Origin of the sequence: Nesterenkonia aerolata, from assembly GCF_031470965.1 — a bacterium.
GTDB classification, from domain to species: domain Bacteria; phylum Actinomycetota; class Actinomycetes; order Actinomycetales; family Micrococcaceae; genus Nesterenkonia; species Nesterenkonia aerolata.
On sequence record NZ_JAVKGR010000001.1, the window covers coordinates 550,196 to 569,673 of the forward strand.

General features: G+C 64.2%; 13 protein-coding genes and 1 pseudogene. 10 read left to right on the top strand and 4 right to left on the bottom strand.

What is annotated here, in order from left to right; all coding sequences use genetic code 11:
- The first annotated feature begins 159 nt into the window (after positions 1 to 159).
- Together hutG and RIL96_RS02495 are read left to right on the top strand one after the other, a co-directional pair.
- Positions 160 to 1,218 (top strand): formimidoylglutamase, encoded by a 1,059-nt coding sequence (gene hutG, locus RIL96_RS02490; RefSeq protein WP_310547406.1) that lies wholly within the window; start codon positions 160 to 162, stop codon positions 1,216 to 1,218.
- A 2-nt stretch (positions 1,219 to 1,220) separates the two neighbouring features.
- The gene (locus RIL96_RS02495) at positions 1,221 to 1,883 is read left to right on the top strand and encodes an IclR family transcriptional regulator (RefSeq protein ID WP_310547407.1); all 663 of its coding nucleotides are present in this window, start codon (positions 1,221 to 1,223) and stop codon (positions 1,881 to 1,883) included.
- A 10-nt stretch (positions 1,884 to 1,893) separates the two neighbouring features.
- On the opposite strand, the gene RIL96_RS02500 is transcribed toward RIL96_RS02495, so the two are convergent.
- Positions 1,894 to 3,315: a hypothetical protein gene (locus RIL96_RS02500; protein ID WP_310547408.1), complete on the bottom strand. Its 1,422-nt coding sequence runs from the start codon at positions 3,313 to 3,315 to the stop codon at positions 1,894 to 1,896.
- A gap of 148 nt (positions 3,316 to 3,463) precedes the next feature.
- Between RIL96_RS02500 and RIL96_RS02505 the strand changes: the two genes are divergently transcribed.
- The 4 genes from RIL96_RS02505 to RIL96_RS02520 all read left to right on the top strand — a co-directional run bounded on the left by RIL96_RS02505 (position 3,464) and on the right by RIL96_RS02520 (position 9,843).
- A complete protein-coding gene (locus tag RIL96_RS02505; protein WP_310547409.1) occupies positions 3,464 to 4,366 on the top strand; it encodes a methyltransferase domain-containing protein in 903 nt (300 codons plus the stop codon).
- A 192-nt stretch (positions 4,367 to 4,558) separates the two neighbouring features.
- Positions 4,559 to 5,692 carry a CPBP family intramembrane glutamic endopeptidase gene (locus RIL96_RS02510; RefSeq protein ID WP_310547410.1) on the top strand — a complete coding sequence of 378 codons (1,134 nt, stop codon included), beginning with the start codon at positions 4,559 to 4,561 and terminating at the stop codon, positions 5,690 to 5,692.
- 25 nt (positions 5,693 to 5,717) lie between these two features.
- The gene (locus RIL96_RS02515) at positions 5,718 to 7,766 is read left to right on the top strand and encodes a penicillin-binding transpeptidase domain-containing protein (protein WP_310547411.1); all 2,049 of its coding nucleotides are present in this window, start codon (positions 5,718 to 5,720) and stop codon (positions 7,764 to 7,766) included.
- Positions 7,767 to 7,926: 160 nt separating this feature from the next.
- Positions 7,927 to 9,843: a BCCT family transporter gene (locus RIL96_RS02520; RefSeq protein WP_310547412.1), complete on the top strand. Its 1,917-nt coding sequence runs from the start codon at positions 7,927 to 7,929 to the stop codon at positions 9,841 to 9,843.
- 657 nt (positions 9,844 to 10,500) lie between these two features.
- On the opposite strand, the gene wecC is transcribed toward RIL96_RS02520, so the two are convergent.
- Complete coding sequence (wecC, locus tag RIL96_RS02525; protein WP_310547413.1) at positions 10,501 to 11,757, bottom strand: UDP-N-acetyl-D-mannosamine dehydrogenase; 1,257 nt, start codon at positions 11,755 to 11,757, stop codon at positions 10,501 to 10,503.
- A 168-nt stretch (positions 11,758 to 11,925) separates the two neighbouring features.
- Positions 11,926 to 13,860 (bottom strand): glycosyltransferase family protein, encoded by a 1,935-nt coding sequence (locus RIL96_RS02530; RefSeq protein ID WP_310547414.1) that lies wholly within the window; start codon positions 13,858 to 13,860, stop codon positions 11,926 to 11,928.
- A gap of 348 nt (positions 13,861 to 14,208) precedes the next feature.
- Between RIL96_RS02530 and RIL96_RS02535 the strand changes: the two genes are divergently transcribed.
- From RIL96_RS02535 to RIL96_RS02550, 4 genes are all read left to right on the top strand, one after another.
- A complete protein-coding gene (locus tag RIL96_RS02535; RefSeq protein WP_310547415.1) occupies positions 14,209 to 14,409 on the top strand; it encodes a hypothetical protein in 201 nt (66 codons plus the stop codon).
- A 5-nt stretch (positions 14,410 to 14,414) separates the two neighbouring features.
- Positions 14,415 to 15,896 (top strand): sodium:solute symporter family protein, encoded by a 1,482-nt coding sequence (locus tag RIL96_RS02540; protein WP_310547416.1) that lies wholly within the window; start codon positions 14,415 to 14,417, stop codon positions 15,894 to 15,896.
- Positions 15,896 to 17,038 carry a histone deacetylase-like amidohydrolase gene (locus RIL96_RS02545; RefSeq protein WP_374761825.1) on the top strand — a complete coding sequence of 381 codons (1,143 nt, stop codon included), beginning with the start codon at positions 15,896 to 15,898 and terminating at the stop codon, positions 17,036 to 17,038. The genes RIL96_RS02540 and RIL96_RS02545 overlap by 1 nt, the downstream gene beginning before the upstream one ends.
- Positions 17,039 to 17,133: 95 nt before the next feature.
- Positions 17,134 to 18,132 (top strand): LacI family DNA-binding transcriptional regulator, encoded by a 999-nt coding sequence (locus RIL96_RS02550; RefSeq protein WP_310547418.1) that lies wholly within the window; start codon positions 17,134 to 17,136, stop codon positions 18,130 to 18,132.
- 432 nt (positions 18,133 to 18,564) lie between these two features.
- On the opposite strand, the pseudogene RIL96_RS02555 reads toward RIL96_RS02550, so the two are convergent.
- Positions 18,565 to 19,478: pseudogene (locus tag RIL96_RS02555) on the bottom strand (IS3 family transposase); the annotation flags it as partial.

Here is a 19,478-nt window from a genome sequence, read left to right on the forward strand (position 1 = left end):
CTTCCATAGAGTGAATCTCTTATTCCGTTCATTGAAACTCTCATCTGTGACCTGCGCCCCCGGCAGTGGTAGGTTCGACACAGGGGAACTGCGCGCCGGGGGTCCAGCTCGCGGGTGCCACCCCTGCCCTCTCTGCCACCATGTCGTCAGGAGTCAGCTATGCCACCCTCCCCCTCCGCCGCTGTGTGGGCCGGACGTCACGACGGCGAGGGTGCTGCCCATGCACGCTGGCATGACGTGGTGCAGGTCCTGGATGAGCTGCCCGATTCCGCCTATGACCCGCGCAGCGCTGCCCAGACGGTGGACCATCTGGCGCTCCTGGGCTTCTGCTCGGATGAGGGGGTCCGGCGCAACGGCGGGCGGCCAGGTGCCGCTGAGGGCCCCGGCGCGCTGCGCGCGGCCTTGGCCCCGCTGGCAGTACACGGGCGGCTGGCTTGCGAGGAGATCGGAGTGCTGGACCGCGGCGATGCGGTCACTGAGGGCGAGGGCCTGGAAGCTGGCCAGCAGCAGGCTGCTCAGGCGGTGCGTGCCGCACTGGATGCCGAGGGCTGCCGATTGGCCGTCGTGCTCGGCGGTGGGCATGAGACCGCCTGGGCCTCCTACTGCGGGCTGATGGAATCCCGTGTCATGACCGTCCGGGCTGACGGTTCCCGCCCACGATGGGGCGTGCTGAACATCGACACCCATTTCGATCTGCGCCGTGAATCCCGGCCGACCTCCGGCACCGCGTTCCTGCAGATGGCCGAGGCCGAGGCCGCCCAGGGCGCGGAGCTCGAGTACGCAGTGCTGGGGATTGCGGAGCCCTCCAACACCGGGGCTCTTTTTCAGGAGGCTCGCCGCCTCGGGGTGCGTTGGATGACCGATAGTGAATGCGTTGAGGCAGGTGCCGTCGGCATCAGGCGATTCGTGGAGGATTTCGCCGCCGAGCTGGACGTGCTCTACCTGACCGTGGACCTGGACGCCCTGCCCGCCGCCGTCGCGCCGGGCGTCTCCGCCCCGGCCGCACTGGGAGTCCCGGTTCCGGAGGTGTCCGCTGCAGTGCGGGCGGCGGCAGGCACGGGCAAGCTCGCCCTGCTCGACGTCGTGGAGCTGAACCCCGCGCTCGACGTCGACTCCCGCACCGCGAAGACGGCGGCGCGGCTGATCGATGAGGCGGTGCGGACAGCGTTCGACGCCGGGGCGCCGCGCAACGGTCACAGTGCTGGGGACGGGGCCTGAGGATGCCGGAATCCTCGACGCGCACGGTGGAGCGCGCCCTGGCGCTGCTCGCCTCGGTGTGCGACCGCGGCCACGCCACGCTGGCTGAGGCGTCCCGGGATGCCGAGCTTCCGGCGAGCACGGCGCTGCGGCTGATGCGCACTCTCGAGTCCTCGGACTTCCTGGCCCGTGATCCGGACAACGGGTACCGGGCGGGGTCGCGACTGATTCAGCTGGGCGCACAGGCGTTCACGCGGGAAATGCTGGTCTCGCTGAGCGCGGAGCCGATGCAAGAGGTCGTGGAGGCCACCGGGGAATCGGTGTACCTCTCTGTGCCCGGGCCGCGGGATTCGGTGCTGTACGTCTCCATCGTCGAGGGCACGCATTCGGTGCGCCACACCAATTGGGTGGGCCGGACCATTCCCCGGCGAGGTTCCGCGGCCGGGGCGGCGATGCACGGCGACGTACCCCAGGCCGGGTATGTGGCGCTGGAGAACACGGTGGAGGCCGATGTCACTGCGATCAGCGCGCCCATCCTGACCGGGGGCCGCGTCGTGGCGGCGATGAGCACCCTGGTGCCCACCTACCGGATTGATGAGGCGCACCTGGCCCGCTGCGGGGAGGCTCTGGTGCAGGCCACGACGAGGGTGGCCGCCGCCCTCGGTGAGGCGGACGGCCACCCGTAGGCACGGAGCGTCAGTGGTCGTGTTCTTCGTGGTCGTGATCCTCGTGGTCGTGATTCTCATGGCCGCCACTATCGTCCGCATCATCCGCGCCCTCAGTGCTTTCTGCGCCTTCGGGCGCGCGGCCGTCGGCGAGCGCGATCTCATTGGGCACCACGTCCAGCTCTGCGGAGTTGATGATCTCCTCCTCAGCGAGGTCCACCAGGTGGATCTGCTGCTGATCCGGGTCGGTGATCCAGGCCAGGTCACCGTCCACGGTGATCGCCGGGCGCGGCTCCTGCCATTCCTCCGGCTCTTCCCAAGGGTCCAGGAGCTCGAGCTCCCACAGCTGTTCTCCGGATTCGTCATAGGCGTGGAGCAGGCCGTCTTCGGCGAGCACCAGCGCCTCACCTTCGGGGCCGCGGGCTAAGGAACGGAAGTTGTAGGCCGCACCGACGTCGACGGCGGTCATCTCACCTGAGTCTGCATCGAGCAGGGCGATTTCCGTCATCGGCTCTTCACCCTCAGGGTCCAGGTTGCGGTCGCCCAGCAGCACTGTGGAGTCCTCGGCCGGGAAGAGGTTCCCTGTGCGAGCGTATCCGTCGGCGGTCTCAAGACTGCCCTCAGCCTTGACGGTGGTGAACTCACCGTCGGCGTAGAGCAGCGCGCCGTCCTCGCACCCCAGAGCCAGAGTCCCGTTGCTCAGCGCCGCCTCACCGTGTACGCCTGGGCAGTCCTCAGAGGCGGCGATCTCTTCGCCGGAGGGGTCCAGCACGCGCGCCCCGCTGCGCTCCTCACCCTCGCCGATGGTCTCGAGCCGTGACCCGTCACCCAGGGTCACCGCCACACCGTGATGGGCGTCGTCGACGGCGGCCTCCGCGGTCTCGAGCTCGGCCTCGGCATCGAGGTCTTCGAGATCGAAGGTATGAATCGCACCGGAGCCGTCGAAGAACAGGGTGCCCACACCGTCGTGGGCCACCACGTGGCCAGGGGTATCCCCGTCGACGGTGATGTCAGTGAGCACGGGTTCGGTGGTGTAGTAGTGGTGGTGATCGCCGTGGGGTTCGCCCCAGGTGCCGGCGTCGAGCAGGCGGAAGCTCTCCCCTGCGGTAAGGAAGAGGTGCCTGCCGTCACCGGCGGGGTTCAGGCGCAGGAATCCCTCGACGGAGTGGTCGGAGAGCGTGTCCAGGGTGGCACCTTCGAGCACTTGGACGCCGCCGTCGTAGGTCAGCGCCAGCCGCGGGGTGGGGCCTCCCGCCTCGCTGGTCTCCCGATCGGAGGGCTCCGACGTCTCGCCGGTGACCTCGCCGGCAGTCGCTTCTGCGCCGTGGCCTTCGGCTTCTTCGGCCCCTTCGGCATCGGCCGCATCGCCCTCGTCGGCCGAACAGGCGGCGAGGGCGGCCATCATGGCCAGCGCGGCGGTGGTCTGGGTCATCATCGTCACAGAACTCTTCATGCGAATGATTATCAACAGTGATCAGCCACTATTGCAAATATTTCTCAATAGTGACGTCGGTCGCGCGCCTGGCTCCTCGCTGAGTCCGGCTGTGTCCGATTGTGTCTGCGCCCGGCTGCCATCAGGACAGGCTCCTTAGACTGAGCACATGCCCTCCCCCACGGAACCCGCCGCGCCCTCACCCGCCACCGCCGCCGCGGATGCCACCCGCTCCCCCTACCTGGGGCATCAGCCGCGCACCCCCGCACCGGGTGTCGGTGATGGGACGCATTGGAACCCGGCCCGGTACCTCACATTCTCCGGCGAGCGGCTCCAGCCGTTCATCGATCTGCTGCACCGTGCCGGCGTCCCGGAGGCTCGCCGCATCGTGGATCTGGGCTGTGGGCCGGGCACTGGGATGCCGGTGCTGCGCGCACTGTGGCCGCAGGCCGAGATCACCGGGGTGGATTCCAGCGCAGAGATGCTGGAGCGCGCCGCTCAGTCCACGGCGGAGGATGCAGGGATCAGCTATCTGCGCGCGGACATCCGTGATCTGCAGCTGGAGGAACCGGCGGATCTGATCGTCTCGAACGCCGCACTGCAGTGGCTGCCTGATCACCGCGCACTGCTGCCGCAGATCCTGGATCAGGTCGCACCCGGTGGGGCGCTGGCCGTGCAGATACCGGGGAACTTCTCAGCGCCGAGCCATCGCCTCTTGGCCGAGTTCGCGGCGGCGGAGCCCTATGCGGAGCACATCGATCCGCAGACGCTGCTGCAGCCCACCGCTGACTTGCCGGAGTACATGCTCGACGTCGCCCGTGAGGGCTGGACAGTGGATGCCTGGGAGACCCGCTACCACCACATTCTGACCGGTGATGACCCGGTGTTCACCTGGATCTCCTCGACGGCGGCGCGGCCGGTGCTCCAGGCACTGCCGGATCCGCTGCGGGAGCAGTTCATCGCCGAGTTCAAGCGGGCACTGGCCGAGGCCTACCCACCCACCCGCTTGGGCACGATCCTGCCCTTCCGCCGCATGTTCTTCATCGCTCGGCGCCCTTCGCAGGCCGGCTGACTTCGCCTCCCGTTTATCGAGTCCCCTGTTTCAGGCGCAGTTCAGGCCCTAAAAGGCCGAATCTGCGTCTGAAACAGGGGACTCGATGCTTATGGGGCGCTCAGCCGCGGCGAGTATCATCGAGGCCAGTCCCCGATCCCTGAACTGAGCGGCCCCGCACGGCCGTGACGGTGAGGAGCACCGAACCCGCCGATGCCGCAGACCCCCGCCGAACAGAGCACTCCGGTGACCGGAGAGAACACCCCAAACGCCGAGCAGACGGACGCCCAGCCGCACACTCAGCCGCGCACCGAACAGCCCCGCGCGAAGACCACCTCCGCGGCTGCTCGTACGCGCCCGGCCACTCCGCGCACCCCGCTGATCCTGCTCAGCGGTTTCGTGCTGCTGGCCTTAGCGCTCGGCTGGGCGGTGGCAGCACCGATGCTCGCCCAGGATCCGCAGCAGCGCCCGGCCGATCTCACCGGCACGGTCTATCATCTCTTCATCCTGACCCCGGCACTCGCGGCGGCGATCATCTTCCTCGTCGAGCGCCGCCAGCAGCTCTCCGTGCTCTACGGTCACCTCACCGACGACGACGGCGCCCCCTCAGCCAGTACCCCAGCTCACGCGCTGCGTCCGCAGACCATCACCGATGCACTCGGCATCACCCCGCTGCGCCCGGTCAGCCGCCTGCTGCTGTGGAGCGCGCTGGCCCTGCTGCTCTTCCTCGCTCTCTCCGCGGCGGCGATCCCCGTCGGCGCAGCTTTGGGTGTCTTCCCGCTGGATACCTCTATGCCGATCTTCCTGCAGGATCTGGAGCGCCGTTTGGGTCATGATGCCGCTGAGTTCCTCACCACGGGCCTGGCGGTGGAGTTTCTGCTGATCCTCGGGTGGGCGGTGCTCAACGTGTTCGTCCATGCCGGGCAGGAGATGGGCTGGCGCGGATATTTCTTCCCCCGGGTCCAGCTGCGGTGGGGCACCCTCGCTGCGGTGCTGCTGACCGGCGCGCTGAATGGGCTGTGGTTCGCCCCGCTGCTCGCGGTCGGCTTCTTCTACCAGAACACTCCCATCTTCCTGGCCGCAGTGCTGATGGTCGGCTACTGCGTGGTGATCGGCGGGGTGCTGGCGTGGCTGCGGGTACGCTCAGGCTCGATCTGGCCCTCGGCCTTCGCCCAGTCGATGATCACCTCCGCGGCGATCCTGCCCACCTGGTTCGCCGCGATGGGTGAGTCCCTCGATGTCCGCCAGGCCACACTGCAGGGGTGGTCGGGGTGGCTGCTCCCCGCGGCGGTGCTGCTGGTGCTGCTGCTCACGGCCCGTCGCAGCTTCTCCCACCCGCACCCGTGATCTCGTCGAGCTGATCTGAGGAATCATGACTCTTTCCGCTGATGCACAGGACCCTGACTCTCACCGCCCACGTACCACTGGTTCCCCCGCCGCCCGGCTGGCAGGCCTCGGCGCGCTGAGCATCGGCACCGCGCTGCTGCTCAGCGCCTGCGAGGGTGACCAGCGCCCGGACCCTGAGGCCACGGCGGAGCAACTGGCTGAGGCCCTGACCACCGGGGACTTCTCGGATCTCAGCGCAGCGGAGGGGGATCTGGAGTCGCTGTCCTCGGGGGTGGAGACGGTTCATGAGCCCTTCGGGGACACTGCCCCGGAAGTCACGGTGGCCGGGCTGGAGGTCACCGAGCCGGAGGAGGACTCGGTCCAGCCACCCCGGGCCACGGTCTCGCTGCACCACGGGTGGGCGCTGGATGATCTGGGCGCCGAGGGCGAGGTCTGGGAGTACGAGACCACTGCGGAGCTGGTCTACGCACAGGAGGATGAGACCTGGCAGCTGGAGCCGGACACCGAGATGATCCTGCCGGAGTTCACCGGGGAGCAGGGGCCGTCAGTCTCCTCCGTGGCCCCGGAGCGCGGCAAGATCCTCGACGGCGAGGGCCGGGCCCTGGTCTCGGACCGCGCCGTCTACAGCATCGGGATCGATAAGACGCAGATCCTGGCTGATCTGCAGGCCCAGGATGATTCCGTCACAGGCAATGACGACGGCGGCCCCACCGAGGAGCAGCAGCGTGAGGCGGCCTCCGCGTTGGCGGAGCTGGTGGGCATCGATGCCTCCACCTTCGCCGATCAGGTGGTCGGTCACGGTGATGACGCTTTCGTGGAGGCCACCGTCCACCGGGCGGATTCGGATGAGATCACGGCCGCTGAGGTCGAGGAGATTCCGGGCGCGGTGGCGCGTGAGGAGTCGATGTCCCTGCCGCTGGACGAGGATCTCGCCCCCGCGTTGGTGGGCACAGTGGGTCCGGTGACCGCTGAGGATCTGGAGGAGAACCCGGATCTGGATCCGGCGGCGCTGATCGGCCAGTCGGGGGTGCAGGCCTCTCAGGAGGAGGCGCTCAGCGGTGAGGACGGGCTGCGGATCAGCCTGGCCGGCGACACCCTGTATGAGTCGGAGCCGACTGACGGTGAGGATGTGCAGATCAGTCTGGACCCGCAGATCCAGCGGCTGGCCCAGCAGGTGGTCGCCGACGTCGGTCAGGAGTCCTCGATCGTCGCACTGCGTCCTTCCGACGGTGCGCTGCTGGCCGCGGCGGGTCAGGGGTATGTGGGGTCCGGTCTGCAGCACCTCTATGCCCCGGGGTCCACGTTCAAGGTGGTCACGGCGCTGACGATGCTGCGGGAGGGGCTGACCCCGGACTCGACGGTGGAGTGCCCGTCCTCCACAGTGGTCCACGGTCAGCAGTTCAACAACGTGCCGGGGTATCCGAGCAGCAGCGTCGGGTCGATCCCCTTCCACACGGCGGTGGCGGATTCCTGCAATACGGTGTTCGCGAATAATTCCACCGATGTGGATGCCGAGCAGTTGAATCAGGCGGCCGCTGATCTGGGCCTGGCGGATAATGAGGACTTCGGGCTGCCGGTGCAGATGGGCTCGGTTCCTGCCGATTCTGAGGCGAACCTGCTGGCTGCGGACATGCTGGGCCAAGGGGTGGTGCAGGCCTCCCCGCTGGGCATGGCCACGGTGATGGCCTCGGTAGCCTCCGGGCAGACGGTGCAGCCGCATCTGGTGGTCCCGGACGGCGCGAGCGAAGACAGCAACGACGGCGACGACGAAGACGGCGGCGGATCCGGTCTCAGCGAGGAGGAAGCCGACGCGCTGACCGAGCTGCTGGAGGGCACCGTCGACGTCGGCACGCTGGATGGGATGGAGTCGATCCCCGGTGAGCACGTCTACGCGAAGACGGGCACCGCGGAGGTCGGCTCGGGTGATGACATGTATGCCCACACCTGGGTGATCGCCTTCCAGGGGGATCTGGCGGTGGCGATCTTCGTCGAGGACGGGGACTTCGGCTCCACCACCAACGGCCCGATCCTGCACGATTTCCTCTCCGGAGTACACGAGATCCGCGAGGGCTGACCCACGCTCCCGCGGGGCTGCCAGGTCGATGCCCTGCGCCCCTCTGGCCGGATGTGCCCTATGATGTGCCTCACCGCCCCGGATGTGCCCATGCCGTCCGGCGCGGAGAATCACCGCAGGTCAGAGCCATCAGGTACAGCACATGGAGGGGAATTCTGGGATGACGGGCGAGCAGCCGCCGCAGGAACCGCAGCGGGGAGCACCGAGTACGGAGAACGGCCGGGCGTCGACGCGCCGGTCCGGGGTGCGCCGGGCAGGCGCCGCGCTGGAGCGGATCAGCCCGTACCGCCGGCCGCGCAAGGACTATCCGCATGACATCCACCCGGCGCTGGTGCCGGGAATCAGCATCGATGAGCAGCGCCGCCGCTACCGGTTGGACACGTTCGTCTTCGTACTCGGTGGGGCGCTGACGATCGCGTTCATCATCTGGGGTGCGGTGAGTCTGGAGTCGGTGGACGCGCTGACGAGCTCGGCCTTCGATTGGACGATGGAGCACGCCGGCTGGCTGTTCAATGTGCTGGCGATGGTGGTGCTGACCTTCGTGCTGGTGGTGGCGCTCTCCCCGTACGGACGGATCCGGCTGGGCCGGGATGACGAGAAGCCGGAGTATTCGAACTTCGCGTGGGTGGCGATGCTCTTCGCCGCCGGGATCGGCATCGGGGTGCTGTTCTTCGGCCCCTCGGAACCGCTGACCTATTTCCACACTCCCCCGCCGAACACCGTCGAGGCGGAGACGGTGGAGGCCATCCATATGTCGATGGCTCAGACGTATTACCACTGGGGCTTCCATGCCTGGGCGATGTATGCGCTGGTTGGTGGTGCGGTGGCCTATGCGGCCTACCGGCGTGGCCGGGTGTTCTTGATGTCCTCGATCTTCGAGACCCTGTTCGGCAAGCGGCATTCTGAGGGCCTGGCCGGCAAGCTGGTGGACATGTTCGCCATCGTGGCGACCCTCTTCGGCACCGCCGCGGCGCTGGGGATCGCTGCGCTGCAGATCGGTCAGGGTGTGACGGTGGTGACCGACGTCGAGGTCACTGAGGTGATCACTGTGGGCATCATCGCGGTGCTAACCTGCGGGTTCATCATCTCAGCGGTTTCGGGCGTCTCCCGCGGGATCCGGTATCTCTCCAGCATCAATATCGTGCTGACCATCGGGATCGTCTCCCTGGTGTTCTTCCTGGGTCCGACCCTGTTCCTGCTGAATCTGCTGCCCTCCGCACTGATGGAGTATCTGGGCTCGCTGTTCGAGCTGATGGGCCGTTCGGCCTCCTGGGGCGGAGAGACGCTGGACTTCCAATCGACGTGGACGGTGTTCTACTGGGCCTGGTGGATCTCCTGGTCTCCGTTCGTGGGGCTGTTCATCGCACGTATTTCGCGGGGCCGTACGCTGCGTCAGTTCCTGCTGGGGGTCACGCTGATCCCGTCCTCGTTGCTGTTCGTCGCCTACGGGATCATGGGCGGGACCTCGATCTTCATGTACCGGGAGGGTCTGCCCGGGTTCAGTGATGAGATGGCTCCGCCGGAGGTGCTGTTCACGATCATCGAGCAGCTGCCGTATGTGCAGTGGCTGCCGTTCGTGGTGATGGGGGTGTTGGCGATCTTCTTCATCACCTCGGCGGATTCGGCTTCGGTGGTCATGGGCATCCTCTCCAATCAGGGGGATCAGAATCCGCGCAAGTTCACCGTCATCTTCTGGGGCCTGGTGATGGCCGGGGTGGCGACGATCATGCTGCTCATCGGTGGTGAGACCGCGTTGCAAGGGTTGCAGAATCTGGTGATCGTCACCGCGCTGCCGTTCGCGCTGGTGCTGCTGGTGCTGATGGTCGGTTTTGTGCGCGAGCTGGGCACTGACCCGCAGTCGATGCGCACTCAGTACGCTCAGCAGGCGCTGTCGAATGCGGTGCTGGACGGGGTGGACCGGTACGGCGATGACTGGCAGCTGCAGGTCATCCCCTCACGTCCGGGTGAGGGTGCTGGGAAGATCATCGATTCCACGGCGGCGGAGTACACCGAGTGGTATCAGCGCACTGATGAGGACGGCAATCCGGTGGGTTATGACTTCGAGACCGGCACCTGAGCCGATGGGTGGGATCCTGAGACCGGTGCGATCTCCACGGTCAGCCCCGATGACGACGCCGATGCCGGGGCTGAGACCGCTGACCGGGGCTCTTCTCCCGGGGCTGAGGGCCGCTGAGACCTTCAACCTCTCCCTGAACGGGGGCTTGGGGCAGCCAGGACAGCAGTTGTACTCTGTGCCGCAGGATCGGGAACTTCGGGTATCCATGCGATGCCGTCGGGTGGAGATGCCGCCGAGTCAGGACCAGCGGAGGGAGTGCTATGGCGCGGTCGCCGTCTTTCCGCGCTCTGCTGCGCGATCTTGGGCTGCTCTCCCAGGCGGTGTGGCAGCACGCAGTGGATGACCCGGCACTGCTGGCAGTCCAGGCCTCCCGCCGTCTGCCGTATGCGCAGCGGCATCGATGGCCTACCGGAACAGCAGTACGGCTTGATCGTGGTGTCCACCGGCCGCTGCACGCTGAGCAGCTTCACGAAGGACAAGGCGTTGTTAATCTCGTGGCTCGTCCGTGGTCTGGGCCTCGGCCTCAGGTGCCGGGTGAGTCACGGGTTCGGGGCCCGTCGCTCGCTGCGTGTCGGGCTCCCCCGGAATGTTCCGTCGGGGGAAGATCATACGTGGCTCGTACTTATCATCCAGCGGCGGTCTCAGTCAGGGCAGATATCAGCGCCAGAGGCCCTTGGTGTCGATGACGATCTTCTCCTGGAGCCGATCGCGGTCGAAGGTCTTGAACTGATCGTGGTCCACCAGCAGCAGGACGATGTCGGCCTGCTCGACGGCGCCGTCCAGCTCCGCAAGCTCGACGTTCTCCCGCTCAGCCAGCTCGCCCGGCAGTTCGTCGATATTGGGCTCGACCACCAGGACACGTCCGGTATCCAGTCGCGCTGCCAAGTCGCCCACGATGTTCCTGGACGGGGATTCGCGGAGGTCGTCGATGTTGGCCTTGAACGCGATGCCCAGAGCGGCGACCACCGGCTCCCGCAGACGCTCAGCTCGGGCTATGACCTTCTCGATCACCCGCTCCGGTTTGGAATCATTGACCTGCCGGGCCATGGAGATCAGCTTCGAGTTCTTCTGATCTGCGGAGACGATGAACCACGGGTCCACGGCGATGCAGTGCCCACCCACGCCTGGACCCGGCTGCAGGATGTCGACCCGGGGGTGGTGGTTGGCCAGCTCGATGAGCTCCCACACGTCGATCTTCAAGTGGTCTGCGATCAGCGAAAGCTCATTGGCGAAGGCGATGTTGACGTCACGGAACGCGTTCTCCGTCAGCTTTGCCATCTCCGCGGTGCGGGCGTCGGTGAGCAGCAGCTCCGCCCGGCAGAACTGGGCGTACAGATCCCGCGCCAGCTCCGCCCCCTTCGGCGTGATACCTCCGATGATCCGGTCATTCTCCACCATCTCGACCATGATGCGCCCGGGCAGCACGCGCTCCGGGCAGTGGGCGAAGTGGACAGTGTTGGGGCGGCCCTCCTGCTGGGTGAGGTCATCACGCTCTTCGAAGATCACCTCGGCCATGCGCTCAGTGGCTCCGGGAGGGGACGTCGACTCGAGGATGACCAGCTCTCCACCCGTCAGCTGCGGGGCGATGTTCCGCGCGGCGGCCTCGATGTAGCTCAGGTCCGCTCGGTGTCCCTCAGTGAACGGAGTAGGGACGGCGACGATATAAGCCTGCGCGTGCGGCACGTCCGTCTGGGCCTTGAGCCGGCCTTGGGCAACGACGCCGGCGACGGCAGTCTCCAGCCCTTCCTCCACGAACGGGACCCTGCCCTGGTTGATGGCGTCGACAGCGGCGGGGTTGACGTCCACACCGGTCACTGTGGAACCGGACTGGGCGATCACGGTAGCAGAAGGGAGGCCGATGTAGCCGAGTCCGACAACGCAGACGGTCTCCATCACAGGGCGCTGAGGTGTCATGAGCTAGCACTTCCGGGGTAGACAACAAGGTCTCAGTGAAAGCGGATTCTGAAGATCCTTTCCTGGACAGCACCGCCCAGGCCAGAACGGCGTCAGGCTAACACAGCAAATCAGCTCTGCCCTGGGGCACATCAAGCTGACGTTGAGGGTTGGGATGCCACCACGTGCTCACGCTGCGACGTGCTGATCATTGCGGCCATACCAGGCGAGATCGGCCGTGGCCAGGATCTGCCGGTCATCCATTGCCCAGGCATGGCCGGTGGAACCGCGCCACTGGGTGAACTGGAACCTGTCCGCCGAATTGACGGTGCCTCCCGCGCTGACCACCGATTCCAGGAAGCCGGTGTCCTCGCCGCGGGAGATCTCTTGGAACGGGTGAGCGCGGAACACCTCTCGGCCAGCGGTGATGGTGGGGCCCATGACGCGGTCGGTGTAGCGGTGCTCCATCCAGGGGAAACGCAGCAGCGTCGCATCAGTGCTGCGCAGGTACATGTAGTGGGCGTGCTTACCGACGACGTCGGCGGCAGAGTACATCCGTGCCTGCAGCAGATCATGTAAGTACCAGGGTCCGTAGAGATCGTCGTCGTCAATCTTCGAACACACCTGACCGTCAGCACGCTCGACCGCCGCGTTCAGGCACGCGCCCAGGGACCAGTCCCCCGGTGCAGCGAAGGTGATCAGATCCTCGATGCCCTGCTCGCGGGCATACGCACGGGCGGCATCGGGCAGCTCGAATCCGTGGGTGACGAGCACCAGCTGGCGCTGCACATGTTCCTGGCGGCCCACCTGGGTGATCAGATGCTCGATCTGGTGAGGGCGGTTCGTCACCGAGAGCGCCGAAACCGTGGGCAGCGTGGTGACGTCGCCCTGGTGGTCAAGGCCAGCAGCCTGCAGAACCGTGCCCGCACGGTGGGTGTAGGTGTGGCCACGCCAGATGCGGCGCTGGGCGCGGTGGGCCATACGGTCCCGCAGCTCGGAGGAACGGACCACGGCACGGACGACGTCGGCGGCCTCCTCCCGGGTGGAGACGGTGGGCACCTCATCATCGGGAAAGAACTCGCCGATCGCCTGGGAGGGCGCGGACATGACGGGGGTACCGGAAGCGGTGATCTCGAAGATGCGGCGGGCGCACATCGAGGGGCTGGTCACCACGGAGTTGACGTTGAGGAACGCCCGGTAGGCCTTATAGGCGGTAAGCATCTGCGGGTAGGACAGCGAGCCCACCACGCGGTCTCCGAGGTCTCCGGGGAACTGGTACCGCTCGTCGTCGCCGAGGAAGCGGGAAAAGATCTCCAAGCCCTTGGACATCCGGGGTGAGACATCAGCGGCGCCGCCGAGCAGGACGTCCATCTGCTCCCGGCGCTCCGGGAACTTATGCGCGAAATACATGCCCGCGAAGGCGACATCCCGGCTGTGGAACCCGTGCTGCGGACGGACCGGGTTGTGGATGGCCGACTGCGCGGCGAAGGGCAGCACGCCGACGCGGTCATGGCCGAGGGCCTCTCGGTACTGGGTGAGCAGGGTGACGTCTGTGGTGAAGACGTGGTCGAAGAGCCGGGCGGTGTCGAGGAAGTCCTCGAAGTGCGGCGGGTCCTCCTTATTCCAGAAGACCGTGGGGATGTTCTGCTCGCGGCAGTGGGCGACGAGCTCCTGCAGGGCCAGGCTGGGGGCTTTCGAGCCGGTGAGCTGGTACTGCCAGGCGTCTTTGTTGCCGTGCCATGCGGACTCGACGAGGAGAAGGTCAACAGGATGCTCACTGAGCTCTTCGCGCCAGTGGAGAGGGGTGACGGCGAGCGTCTCGAACTCGTAGCGCCAGGCCATCATGGAGAAGTCGTCGAGGATGACGGCGACCCGGATATCCGGGAAGCGCGGTGCCCGCTCGGGCAGGACTGCCGGGTCAAAACTGACCTGCTTGCGCGTGCTGCCCGCCTGTGCCGGTGTCTCAGCAGCCTGAGCGTCCGGCCTGCTTCCGGCGATCCGCCGACGTCGACGCCACGTCCGCACCTGGGTGATTCCGCCCTTGCGGAAGTGCCACAGCCCGGTGCGCAGCTCCTGGACGACGGCCTGCGCCCTACCTTGGACCGGCGAGGACCCCTGTGACATCCGTACCTCCTCATCAAACACCGTGAGACCTGATTAAACGGTACTCGACGCCGAAACTATGAGTTTTCCCTCGGAGCGTCGACCGACCGATATCACTTACCAACAGGATCACCGAATGCTGGCCGAACTCATCGCAGTCGATGCACCTCGGACGCACATCGCCAAGCTGCCGCTTCACAAGCGAATAGATAGTCCAAGGCATCAATATCCCGCTGACTGCACACCGGATAGTCGTTCTCACAACTGATTCCGTTGACAGCACAGTGTGGCATGCCTCACACTCAAGGTGTGCCGGAACGTTACGGCAGTGCACCCAAATTGATCACTTGCACCGAAAGGTAGAGGCGCATGACCCACCGAAAGTCATCGTCCCGACTGGCGACTTCCCTCATCGCCACGGCCGGAGCCGTCATCTTGCTCCCGCCCCTGCATTGGCTGTTCGGGAACGGCCACCTTGGGTGGTCGCTCGGCTACATGATCGGAAGCACCGTTGTGGTCACGGTGATCATCTACATCCTCAATGTCGTCATTCCAGCGGGAGAGGAGTGACCACGATGTGGATTGTCTTCGGCATGATCCTTGCCTTCATGATCCTCGTGATCGTCGTCATGGAAGTCTTCGCCAAGAAGGACGACGATTTCTCTGACTATGCCACAGGAGGACGTTCCTTCAACTCATTGTTCGGGACCACAGCCTTCATCAATACATGGTTACCCGGAACTGTCTTCATCTCGTTCGCCGGGCTCACCGCAGGAAGCGGAGTCGTCGGCTTCTACCTCGTCCAGTACAGCGTTCTGGCAAGCATCATCATGTACCTGCTTGCGAGGCCCGTCTACCTGTGGGGAAAGCGATACGACCTCCGCACACAGGCCGATCTCATTCGCCTGCGCTACGGTTCTCAGAATGTTCAGGTCATCGCTGCCGTCATCGGGATCATCGCGTCAGTTCCGTGGGTCGTCCTGGGAATGCAATCTTTGGCCCTTATATTCTCATTCTCCTCGGACGGTTCGATCGGACCCGTCGTTGCTGTCCTCCTCGGTGTCGTCCTCTTGACCATTCGCCAAATCTGGACTGTACGCTTCGGCATGCGTGGAGTCATGATTTCAGACCTGGTTCAGGGCATCTTCGCCTACCTCATCGGCACCATCATCATCTTCGGCATCATCTTCTGGCTGATCGCCAACGGACACGGATTCGCTCAGATCGACCCTGAGATGCTGTACCTGCCTGGCCCTGGCAGCGACCTTGGACCGTTGTATCTCTTCTCCCTCGTACTGACTGGAGCACTCGGCGGCTGGTGCTGGCCTGACATATTCGTCCGTCTCTTCACTCAGAACGGCGTTCGCACCATTCGCAAGACAGCTATGCAGGCGATGCCCACACTCTTGGTCTTCGCAACGGCGCTCAACGTGATGGCACTCCTGGCATCATCTGTGCCGGAGGTCCAGGCGGCCCCAGACACAGTGTGGTTCCTTGTGACATCTGTCGGCGGACCATTCCTTCTGGGGCTCGCAGCAATCTGTGTGCTCGGCGCCTCAATGGGCAACGTCGGCGCAAATCTGCAAGCAATCGGAGCCACAGTCGCGAATGACGTGATCGGACCGATCCAAGGTAAGAAAGTCAATAATGCGAACATCGGTCGGTTGGCAGTCGGTGCCGTCACGATCGCTTCATCAGCTGGCGCCATGCTCACAGCGGCCGCCGACAGCGGACTCATTGTGCTTGCTCAAGTGTCGTATCAAGGCGTGTGCCAGCTGGCCCCCGCGCTGTTCCTGGGGATCTTCTGGCGCAGAGCGACCGCCCTCGGCGCATCGCTGGGCATGTTGTCAGGGTTCTGCACGGCGGCCGCAGTTCAGCTCATCTACCCTCTGTCTGTCCCATGGCTCGGCGGCCTCACCTCCGGTGTTGTGGGGTTGGCCGTAAACGTCACCGTCATGGTCAGCCTCGCGTACCTCACACCGAACAGCGGGGCAGAGCAGGTGCGGGTCGACAGCCTCTTCAATGAACTGAAAACGACGAAAGGACCTGTACGGTAATGACCTCTCATCCGGGAACTGCGACACGTCGAACCGGTTACATCTGGCACGAGCGATTCGCTTGGCATGACACTTCAACCCACGCAGGGTTCCTCCCATCTGGCGGTTTGCTCCAACCACTCGAGCACTTCGAGAGTGCAGCATCAAAAGCACGCATGCACAGTCTGGTCGAAGTCAGCGGTGCTGGAGAAAGCCTCATAGATCTGGACTTCTCACCAGCGACCAGGGATATGCTCCTCTCCGTCCATACCCGCCGACACGTGGACAGTATTGAGCAGCAAAGCTGCCAATCGGGTGGTGACGCAGGCGACGGCTCCTCTCCCTTTGGAAGGGGTTCTTTCGAGATCGCACAAATGGCCGCAGGAGCAACCACTGCCGCACTGACCGCCGTTCTCCAGGACCGTGTAGACAATGCGTATGCGCTAGTCCGACCTCCCGGTCACCACGCCGAACGTGACACAGGTCGGGGGTTCTGCATCTTCTCGAACGTTGCGATCGCTATCGAGGAAGCCCGGCGACTGCGACTCGCACAGAGATTCGCCATAGTGGACATTGACGTTCACCATGGAAATGGAGCACAGTCGATCTACTGGGATGATCCGAATGTTCTGACGATCTCCCTGCACCAGGATCGCCTTTTCCCCCTTGACTCCGGCATGGTCGATGAAGTCGGATCAAGCGACAGCGACTATACGAACATCAACGTTCCGCTGCCTGCAGGATGCGGAAACGGCGCCTACAAAGCAGCACTGGACAGGTGCGTGGCACCTGCCGTCGAGTCATTCCAGCCTGACGTGATCATCGTCAGCTGTGGATTCGATGCCTCCTCGGCCGACCCTCTCGGACGTATGTGTGTGTCGGCTGGAGGCTATGCCGAAATCACAGAACGCCTGATTGCTCTCGCAAACGAAACCTGCGATGGAAAGATCGTGTTCTCACACGAAGGCGGTTACTCACCTATGTATGTTCCCTTCTGCGGCCTCGCAGTCATCGAGTCACTCGCGGGCTTTACTGCGCGAACACCTGACCCCTACTCTTGGGCCTTCGACGAGTATCCCGTGCACGACCTCACGGCAGATCAGGACAAGGCTATCCAAGCTGTCGTTGATGCAAGGTCACAGGTGACTGGGCACGGCGGCTGAAAGATCGAAGGCATGCATCACCTCACATGAACCGCCTGTCGCCGTAGCAACGGACGCTGCGAACCTATCTCCCCCGAGACAGCTAGGCTGTAGAAATGCCCGGCAAATCTCCGACGTTGCGTGATCTGGCGCGTCATCTCGGCGTATCGATGACTACTGCATCCGATGCGCTCCGAGAGACTGGGCGCGTTTCTCCGACAACCCGTGCACGCGTCAGGGAGGTCGCCAAAGCGATCGGCTACACACCCAATCGAGCCGCACAAGAGCTTCGAAATCGGACGAGTCGAACTGTTGGCCTGTACATTCCCCGCCGGGTCATGGCCCAAGAGTTCTACATGCCCTTCACGATGGCACTGGCGGATGAGCTTGGCCGCGGGCATCTTGACCTCACCGTTATCGCGGATGCGGAAAGTCAGACTGATGCTAGCTCGTGGGATGACTTCGCAGCGGTGATCGTGATTGATGCGAGGATCTCTGACGCCCCGCTCAGCGCCAACCTCGAGTCTCATGTACCGCTGTTCACAGCAGGACGCATCCAGGGTATATCCTCCAGCAGAGTCGCAGCAGTCGTTGAACTCGACTACCGAACCATGTTGAGATCTGCACTTGATCGACTTCATAAAGAACGATTAATTGAACATCCGATATTCTTGGCTTTCGAAGCTGCATATGATTATTCATGGTCGCATCAATTACTATCTGAGTACCATGATTGGTGGCAAAGGAAGCAACTGTTAGCAAATTATTGGACCGTCTCAGCCAAACCCGACCAGTGGCCGACGCCAGCAATGCTAGCCGAATGGTCTGGAGCCGAGACGCGATATGACGTGATTATCTTTGGTGGCCCCCTTCTAGCCCTGGTCACCCGCTCGCAAGACGGCTTCGACGCACTTCTCAGTAAAGACGGCCACAGGAGTATAGTTTTAACTACCAGCGAAGTGGAATCAAGACTCGTTAAAAGCGATATTATTCTTGATATTAGAGCACGAAAATTTGGAGAATCTATCGGGAATATTTGTCTGAACTACCTGACTGGTGGAGACTATCCAGAGCACCAGTTCATCGAGCCATCCATTATCACTGACTCTAAGTAGCTCAACAGCATATCTTCAATCGCACTGCGAACGCACTCACCAGTCAGACACGTGCGTTACAGGTTCGGAGCTCATGGAAAGCAAGCCGAGCAACTTCATCCGAAATTGCGTGACTAGTGGCTGGGCACACTCACACCCAGCCGCAGAACTCAGAGCTAGTTATCCTCGAGAAGATGCCCTATGACCTGAACATCATCCATGCCAACGGGTTCAACCTGGCACTGCTGAAGTGACCCTAAGAGTAGAGATTCACCCCCACAACCAAAGGCATCACTCGGATTCGAATCATTCGGTCACTCAACTGGTACCCAGCAAATCAGGTCGCGCGACTTGTAGCCGCCGATTCCAACTCACTGCCGCTGATGCCGTTGATGAACCGTCCTGGGTCTTGTTCCGCTGTTCTGGTGCAGGAATCTGTTCCTGCTGGGGTTCATAGTAGTGGGCTTCGACTTCTGCTGGGGTGCGGTATCCGAGGTGCTCATGCAGCCGGGCGGTGTTCCACCAGTGGGCCCAGTTCATCGTGGCGAACTCGACCTCGGTCAGGGAGCTCCATGAGGGCTGGGAGTAGATCAGCTCGGTCTTGTACAACCCGTTGACCGTCTCTGCCAGGGCGTTGTCGTAGGAATCTCCCACAGTCCCGACCGAGGGGCGGATCCCGTGATCAGCGAGTTTCTCAGTGTAGGCCACAGCAACGTACTGACCCCCGCGGTCGCTGTGATGGACCAGCTGGGCGCCCTCCTGCCTTCTGGCGGTGACCAGGGCGTGTTCCAACGCTTCTAAGGACAGCGCCTCGGTAGTCATCGTTGCACGGGTTGCCCAGCCAACGATCCGTCGGCTGTAGGCGTCGATGACGAAAGCGGTGTAGACGAACCCGGCAATGGTGGGCACGTAGGTGATGTCCGCGACCCAAAGTAGCCCCGGAGCAGGGACTTTGAAGTTGCGTTCGACCAGGTCAGGCCGATGATCAGGGGTCCGTGCTCCCACCGTGGTCACCGGCTTCCGGCCCCGCAGTGCCCCACTGACTCCGGCGATGCGCATCAGCCGGGCGGTCTGGTCCCGGCCGATATCCCAGCCTTCACGGCGCAGGGCATGCCACATCTTCCGCACCCCATAGACCCCGTAGTTCGCCGCGTGGATCCGCTGTATCTCAGGGATCATCAGATCGTCCTTCAACCCCCGGGCCGAGCGGACCCGGGCCTTAGCGGCCCGGTAGCCCCGTGAGGTAATGAACCCACCCTCTGTCGCAGCCAATGTGCGACAGATGAGCTCGACCCCGAAACGCTCCTTATGCGGCCATTCGCGGTTGAGTGTGGAGGTGTCGTGAGTCAAGGGGCTCGCGCCCTTGT

What these genes read in the sequence shown, in the direction of transcription:
- hutG (WP_310547406.1), top strand. Translation starts at nt 160, where the DNA reads ATGCCACCCTCCCCCTCCGCCGCTGTGTGGGCCGGACGTCACGACGGC.
- RIL96_RS02495 (WP_310547407.1), top strand. Translation starts at nt 1,221, where the DNA reads ATGCCGGAATCCTCGACGCGCACGGTGGAGCGCGCCCTGGCGCTGCTC.
- RIL96_RS02500 (WP_310547408.1), bottom strand. Translation starts at nt 3,315, where the DNA reads ATGAAGAGTTCTGTGACGATGATGACCCAGACCACCGCCGCGCTGGCC.
- RIL96_RS02505 (WP_310547409.1), top strand. Translation starts at nt 3,464, where the DNA reads ATGCCCTCCCCCACGGAACCCGCCGCGCCCTCACCCGCCACCGCCGCC.
- RIL96_RS02510 (WP_310547410.1), top strand. Translation starts at nt 4,559, where the DNA reads ATGCCGCAGACCCCCGCCGAACAGAGCACTCCGGTGACCGGAGAGAAC.
- RIL96_RS02515 (WP_310547411.1), top strand. Translation starts at nt 5,718, where the DNA reads ATGACTCTTTCCGCTGATGCACAGGACCCTGACTCTCACCGCCCACGT.
- RIL96_RS02520 (WP_310547412.1), top strand. Translation starts at nt 7,927, where the DNA reads ATGACGGGCGAGCAGCCGCCGCAGGAACCGCAGCGGGGAGCACCGAGT.
- wecC (WP_310547413.1), bottom strand. Translation starts at nt 11,757, where the DNA reads ATGACACCTCAGCGCCCTGTGATGGAGACCGTCTGCGTTGTCGGACTC.
- RIL96_RS02530 (WP_310547414.1), bottom strand. Translation starts at nt 13,860, where the DNA reads ATGTCACAGGGGTCCTCGCCGGTCCAAGGTAGGGCGCAGGCCGTCGTC.
- RIL96_RS02535 (WP_310547415.1), top strand. Translation starts at nt 14,209, where the DNA reads ATGACCCACCGAAAGTCATCGTCCCGACTGGCGACTTCCCTCATCGCC.
- RIL96_RS02540 (WP_310547416.1), top strand. Translation starts at nt 14,415, where the DNA reads ATGTGGATTGTCTTCGGCATGATCCTTGCCTTCATGATCCTCGTGATC.
- RIL96_RS02545 (WP_374761825.1), top strand. Translation starts at nt 15,896, where the DNA reads ATGACCTCTCATCCGGGAACTGCGACACGTCGAACCGGTTACATCTGG.
- RIL96_RS02550 (WP_310547418.1), top strand. Translation starts at nt 17,134, where the DNA reads ATGCCCGGCAAATCTCCGACGTTGCGTGATCTGGCGCGTCATCTCGGC.